This window comes from Microbacterium sp. P2_F9, assembly GCF_056403635.1.
Genome location: NZ_JBFUFC010000217.1, coordinates 1 through 6,299, shown reverse-complemented (window position 1 = coordinate 6,299; position 6,299 = coordinate 1). Strand labels below are relative to the sequence as shown.

Below are 6,299 nucleotides of genomic sequence, written 5' to 3'. Positions count from 1 at the left end.
GTCCAGACCCGCTCGCCCACTCGAACGCGAAGGCGGCCTCTTCGGAGGCGACCGGGTAGTGCGAGCCGCCCTCCGGCCGCTCGACGCCCATCGCATCGGCCCACACCTGCGGCAGCGGGGCAAGGCGGTAGTCGACCGAGACGACGACGATGCCGCGGTCGGCGAACTGCTGGGCGACCCAGTCGCCCTCGGGCATGTCCAGGTCGCCGCCGGCGAAGCCGCCGCCGTGCAGCCAGACGAGTCCTGAACCCGAAGGCGCATCGGGGGTGTAGATCCGGACGCCGAGGGGTCCGTGCGGATCGTCGAGCGTCCGGTTCTCGGCCGCTGCGGTCATCAGGCTCCCCAGCCGGCCTGCACGCCGCCGACGCGGTCGGCTTCGATCTTCTGCTGGTAGCCGGATGCCGCGAACGCGGCCATCGGGTCGGCCGGGAGTCCGCGCGACTCACGCCATTCGGCCAGGGCCGGGCGGACGTCGGTGTAGAACGCGTCCATGAACACGGCGTTCGCGGCGAGCACGTCGTTCGCCGACTGCGCGGCGGCGAGCGCGTCCTGGTCGATCAGCAGCGCGCGAGCCGTCATCTCCTGCACGTTCAGGACGGAGCGGATCTGGCCGGGGATCTTCGCCTCGATGTTGTGGCACTGGTCGAGCATGAACGCGACGTCCGGGTTGTTGAGTCCGCCGCCGCGGATGACCTCGACGATGATGCGGAACAGCTGGAACGGGTCGGCCGCGCCGACGATGAGGTCGTCGTCGGCGTAGAAGCGGGAGTTGAAGTCGAACGAGCCGAGCTTGCCGAGGCGCAGCAGCTGCATGACGATGAACTCGATGTTGGTGCCGGGCGCGTGGTGGCCGGTGTCCAGGCAGACCATCGCGCGGTCACCGAGCGTCGCCACCTGCGCGTAGGACGTTCCCCAGTCCGGAACATCGGTGTGGTAGAACGACGGCTCGAAGAACTTGTACTCCAGCACGAGCCGCTGCTCGCCACTGAGGCGGTCGTAGACCTGGCGGAGCGAGTCGTTCAGGCGATCCTGGCGGGCGCGCATGTCGGTCTGGCCCGGGTAGTTCGAGCCCTCGGCGAGCCAGATCTTCAGGTCGCGCGAACCGGTGGCGTCCATGACGTCGACGCACTCGATGTGGTGGTCGATCGCCTTGCGGCGGATCCGGTCGTCCTCATGGGTGAGGGCGCCGAACTTGTAGTCCTCGTCCTGGAAGGTGTTGGAGTTGATCGTGCCGAGCTGCACGCCGAGGTCTTCGGCGTGGTGGCGCAGCGCGCTGTAGTCCTCGACCTTGTCCCACGGGATGTGCAGCGCGACGCTCGGGGCGAGCCCCGTCACGCGGTTGACCTCCGCGGCATCCGCGATCTTCTCGAAGGGATCGCGCGGGGTGCCGCCGGTCGTCCACACCCGGAACCGGGTGCCGGAGTTGCCGAACGCCCACGAGGGCAGCTCGATGCCCTGCTGGGCGAGCGTGGACTGGACGTCGGGGGAGAGGATGCTCACGATGCGTCGCTTTCTTCATTGAGGGGGACGGAGGCTTCGAGCTGGGACTCGAGGTGGAAGATCTCGGTGAGGGGGGTGGCCGCCTGGTCGGGCCGGCCGTCGAGGCCGACGAAGAACCGGCCCATCTCGGCTTCCCAGCGGGCAGCGACGGGGGATGCCGCGAGGTACGCCTGCGCGGCCGCATCGTCGTCGGTCTCGTAGTAGCCGATGAGGCGCCCGGCGTCGGCGAGGAACAGCGAATAGTTGCGCCGGCCGGCGGCGGCGATCTCGGCGAGCATGTCTGGCCACACCGGCGTGTGCCGGGCGATGTACTCGTCCAGCAGCTCGGGCGCGATCTGCAGCTGGAAGCAGACGCGGGTCGGGGCGTTGCTCGTCATCGAGGTCCTCTTCGTGCGGGGCGTGTGCGCGGGGAAAAATGAATCGTTTCATTATGAGGGGAAACGCGGTGATTTCGCAAGTCGCGGGCCGTTCCCGGTAGCGTTTCAGCCGGCGCGCACGCGCCGATCGACGACGCGAGGGAGCCGCGATGGAGCAGCACGAGCGGGCGTTGGCGGCGTATCTGGAGTCGGTGCGCGACGCGCCGGGAACGCTCGCCGTGGTGGTGGTCGGCTCCGTCGCGCAGGGACGCGAGCGGGTGGATTCGGATGTCGATGTCTACCTCGTCGTCGACGAGGAGCGGTTTGCCGAGGCATCCGCCGCCGATCGGTTCGCCTGGGTCGACCGGTGGGACCTGGACTATCCCGGCTCGTACATCGACATCAAGCTCGCGAGCCTGTCCTACCTCGAGGCAGCTGCGCAGGGCGCCGACGATCCGACCCGGGCTTCGTTCCTCGGCGCTCGGATCGCGTTCAGCCGGGTCGATGGCCTCGATCAGGTCATCGAGCGGATCACGACCCTCCCCGACGAGGCCTGGGCGGACCGCGTCCGCTCGCACGTCGCCCAGGCGCGCCTCTACGGCGGGTACTTCCTGCAGCAGGCGGTCGAGCGCGAGGATGAGTTCCTGCGTCGTCATGCCGGCCTCCACCTCGCTCTGGCCGCAGCCAGGGCCGCACTCGCGGCCGATCACACCCTCATGCAGGGGCCGAAGTACATCTCGAAGCTCGTCCGCGCCGTTCCCAGCCCAGACGGGTTCGTCGAGGTGTGGGGACAGGTCGTGGCCGATCCGGGCATCGAGAACGCGCGCGTGCTCATGACGATGCTGGACGGATGGCTCGGCGACGACCTGACCCCCGATCAGGCGCTCTCGATCTTCATCCGCGACAACGAACTGGCCTGGCTTCGCAAGACCATCCCCGCGGAGTTCTGGTGAGCCGGACACGATTCACCCCTTGACGGCTCCGCTGGTCATTCCCGCGACGATCTGCCGGTTGAAGAAGATGTACATGATCAGCATCGGGATCGTGGTGAGCAGGATGTACATGAACAGCAGGTTGAACTGGCTCACCGCTTGGCTCTGGAAGTTGTAGAGCCCGAGCTGAACCGTCGGGTTGTCGTTGCCCGGAAGGAAGTACAGCGGTCCCTGGAAGTCGTTGAACACGAACACGGCCTGCACGACGATCACCGTGACGATGACGGGTCGCAGCAGCGGGAGCACGACCCCGAAGAACAGTCGGAGGGGCCCCGCGCCGTCGATGATCGCGGCTTCGTCGAGCTCTTTCGGGATGCTGGCGACGAAGGCGCGAAAGAGCAGCACGCAGAACGCGAGCCCGAACGTGGCCTCGATGAGGATCATGCCGGGGAGGGTTTTGAACAGTCCGATGCCCTGCAGCACCCAGATCGTGGGGACCACCGCGGGCGGCACGATGAGCGCGGCGAGCACGAGGAAGTTGACGAGCGGGTTGAGCCTCGAGCGCTTGCGCTGCAGGATGTAGCCGACCATCGCAGCCAGCACGACCATGATCGTGCAGCTGGCGATCGTGAGGACCGCGCTGTTGAGGAACGCCCACAGCACCTGGTAGTCGTTCTTCTGGAGCACCTCGACGAGGTTCTGGAAGAACAGCCACTCGGTAGGCCAGCTGAAAGTGACGAGCCCGGCCTCTTTGGGGTTCTTGGCGGCCTCCAGCACCACGAACAGGAATGGCACCAGGAAGACGACGACCGAGACGACGATCGCGATGACCCCGACGAGGTACTTGCGCATCCAGCGGCGGACCGTCATCGGCCGCCGATCGTCCTTCGGCCGGCGACCGCCGCGGCTGTCAGCGGTCGTGATCGCTTCGGTGAGGGTCACAGCTCCGTCTCCTTTCGATTGAGGAACCAGGACACCGGCAGCATGACGGCGATCACCACGATGAAGAGGATGACGTTTCCCGCGGTGGACAGGCCGAAGAAGCCGGCCTGGTACTGCTTGTAGATGACCGACGCGATCACATCGCTGGTGAACCCGGGGCCGCCCTTGGTCATCGCCCAGATCAGGTCGAAGGAACGGAGGCCGCCGATCAGGGACAGGATGATGACGGTCGCGGTCGCCGGCTGCACCAGTGGCAGGGTGATGTTGCGGAAGATCGACCAGGAACCAGCGCCATCCATTCGCGCGGCTTCGAAGTACTCGTGCGGGATCGCGACGATCCCGGCCATGAAGATCAGCGTGGCGATGCCGACGCCCTTCCAGATGTCCACGCCCGCGACCGTGAGCAGGGCGAGGCTGGGGTCGGTGTACCAGCCGGGTTCGGGCAGGTGGAAGAAGCCGAGGATGTTGTTGACGATGCCGTGGAACGGGTCGAGCAGCGCCTTGAAGGTGAGGCCGACGCCGATCGTCGAAACCAGCACCGGAAAGAAGATGACGGCGCGCAGATAGCCGCGTCCGAAGATCGGGCCGGTCAGCAGCAGCGCGAGTGCGAGCCCGAGCACCACCTTCGAGGCGGAGGTGACGAAGCCGTAGATGAAGGTGTTGACGAAGCCCTGGACGAGCTGGGGCTCCTGGAAGAACTGCACGAAGTTGTCGAACCCGATGAACTGCACGTTGAAGAGCGTCCAGCGGGTCAGCGAGAAGTAGAACGATGCGAACGTCGGCACCGCGAAGAAGATCATGAACAGCACAGCGGCGGGGATGTAGAACCACGACGGATACGGGCTCTTCATGCGCTTGCGCTTGGCGGGCGGCTTGGTCGTCCCGGCAGCGGGAGGGGCCGCTCCGGTCGGCGTGACGGTCGTCGTCATGTCTCACTCCTCTTTGAGTGGGGGCCGGCGGCGTGCGCCGCCGGCCCCGGTTTGCCTGATCTCAGCAGATCCGGCGCGGGATCACCAGCCGGGGAGTCCGAGCTGCTGGGCCTGCTTGACCACGTCGTCGTCGTACTGCGCGGCACCGTCCTTGGCGGAGGTGATGCCGGAGCCGACCGCGACCGTGATGTTCTCGAGGTTCGGTCCCTTGATCGGGGAGAGGAACTCGAGCGCGGAGCCGGTCGCATCCGCGTCGAAGTACGCCTGGATGTCGGCGATCAGGGCGGGAGCGTCGCTCGGCAGCGTGCACTCCGTCGTCACGTACGGGCCGGCAGCGCCACCCGCCGAGTTCTGAACGTCGCAGCCGTCCTTCGAGTTCGCGAACGCCAGGAACTTCTTTGCGGCGTCGAGCTTCGCGCCCTCCGTGGTCTTGGCGATGTAGAGCGCGTTCGGCTGCCAGATGGTGATCGCCGTGTCAGCAGCGTCGGCGGCCGGAAGTGCGAACACGCCGATGTCATCGACGTTCTCCGGTTCGTTCTGCTGCACCGTCGCGATCGTCACCGACAGCATCGGGTACTGGGCGCCCTTGCCGGTGGCGAGGGCATCCATCGCCTGTGCGTTCGTCATCGAGGGGTAATCCTCGTTCAGCAGACCCTTGGCGAGGACCTCCGCCTGGTGCTCGAAGCCCGCGAGGGCCGGCTGGTCGACGTACTTCGCCTTGTTGTTCGTGTAGTCGTCGGCCCAGTTCGGGTCGACCTTGTTGATGTTGGCGAAGTCGCCGAGCACGAACAGCTGGCTCGTCCAGGTGTCGCCGAAGGACTGCAGGATCGGGGCGACGCCGTTGCCTTCCGCCTTGATCTTCTCGCTGTTCGCGATGAACTCATCCCACGTCGTCGGCACCTCGAGTCCGAGCTGCTCGTAGACCTTCTTGTTGTAGAGCACCGCACCGGCGAACGAGGTGCCCCACGGGGCACCGTAGAGACCGTTGTCGGTCGAGACGACCTTCTTGAAGTCGTCGGTGAGGGTGCTCACCCACTCCTGGTCGCTGAGGTCGACGAGGGTCTGGTCGGGGYTGAGCGCCTGCAGCAGTGAGCCCGAGTTGTAGTGGAAGACGTCCTCCATCGACTCGGTCGACAGCTTGGTCTTCATCAGGTTGTCACCCTCGGTGCCCGCCGGCTGGGTCACCAGCTCCACCTTGATGTCGGGGTTTGCCTTCTCGAACGCCGCGATCAGGGCCTTCGCCGCATTGGCGTTGGCGTCGTCGCTCTGCGTCAGGTAGGTGATCTCGGTCTTGCCACCGTCGCTGGCGTCGCCGCTGCCACCGGCGCTGCACGCGGCGAGCGGCAGTGCGAGAGCAATCACCCCCGCTGAGACTGTGAGCACTCTCCGGGAAAGGGAGTTCTTCATTCTTTTACCTCCTCGTAAAAGCTGGGCGGTCCAGTCCGCCCTCGCTGCGCTGCGATTCTGGACGGTTCGTGATTGAAACCATTCAGCTTCCGTAACGTACGGCTCGCGCGGTGTGCAGTCAACAGATAATTGAAACGCTTCATCACGATCCGATAACGCGAGCGGGACTTCGTCTGCAACTGTCGCCGTTCGATTGACAATCGATCGTGAATCGTTTCAGGATGGGACGGCGC

Annotated in this window: 8 protein-coding genes; 1 reads left to right on the top strand and 7 read right to left on the bottom strand. The window is 66.0% G+C overall.

Annotated features, from left to right (window positions below; translation table 11 throughout):
- The 3 genes from AC1DVT_RS17200 to AC1DVT_RS17190 all read right to left on the bottom strand — a co-directional run.
- Positions 1-334, bottom strand: a 334-nt coding sequence (locus AC1DVT_RS17200) for an alpha/beta hydrolase fold domain-containing protein (RefSeq protein ID WP_477390278.1), incomplete at its 3' end; no start/stop codon positions are given.
- On the bottom strand, positions 334-1,500 hold the full coding sequence (gene rhaI / locus AC1DVT_RS17195; protein ID WP_477390276.1) for an L-rhamnose isomerase: 1,167 nt from the start codon (positions 1,498-1,500) through the stop codon (positions 334-336). The genes rhaI and AC1DVT_RS17200, both read right to left, overlap by 1 nt.
- Positions 1,497-1,877: an L-rhamnose mutarotase gene (locus tag AC1DVT_RS17190; protein WP_457100944.1), complete on the bottom strand. Its 381-nt coding sequence runs from the start codon at positions 1,875-1,877 to the stop codon at positions 1,497-1,499. The genes rhaI and AC1DVT_RS17190 overlap by 4 nt, the downstream gene beginning before the upstream one ends.
- A gap of 149 nt (positions 1,878-2,026) precedes the next feature.
- On the opposite strand from AC1DVT_RS17190, the gene AC1DVT_RS17185 reads away from it, so the two are divergent.
- Entirely contained in the window at positions 2,027-2,809 is a 783-nt protein-coding gene (locus AC1DVT_RS17185; protein WP_477390274.1) for a nucleotidyltransferase domain-containing protein, read from the top strand.
- A 12-nt stretch (positions 2,810-2,821) separates the two neighbouring features.
- Here the strand turns inward: AC1DVT_RS17185 and AC1DVT_RS17180 are convergent, their stop codons facing one another.
- The 4 genes from AC1DVT_RS17180 to AC1DVT_RS17165 all read right to left on the bottom strand — a co-directional run.
- Entirely contained in the window at positions 2,822-3,658 is an 837-nt protein-coding gene (locus AC1DVT_RS17180; protein WP_457100961.1) for a carbohydrate ABC transporter permease, read from the bottom strand.
- A 68-nt stretch (positions 3,659-3,726) separates the two neighbouring features.
- Positions 3,727-4,659 carry a carbohydrate ABC transporter permease gene (locus AC1DVT_RS17175; protein ID WP_477390272.1) on the bottom strand — a complete coding sequence of 311 codons (933 nt, stop codon included), beginning with the start codon at positions 4,657-4,659 and terminating at the stop codon, positions 3,727-3,729.
- An 81-nt stretch (positions 4,660-4,740) separates the two neighbouring features.
- Positions 4,741-6,021: an ABC transporter substrate-binding protein gene (locus tag AC1DVT_RS17170; protein WP_477390270.1), complete on the bottom strand. Its 1,281-nt coding sequence runs from the start codon at positions 6,019-6,021 to the stop codon at positions 4,741-4,743.
- A gap of 41 nt (positions 6,022-6,062) precedes the next feature.
- Positions 6,063-6,299, bottom strand: a 237-nt coding sequence (locus AC1DVT_RS17165) for a hypothetical protein (RefSeq protein ID WP_477390268.1), incomplete at its 5' end; no start/stop codon positions are given.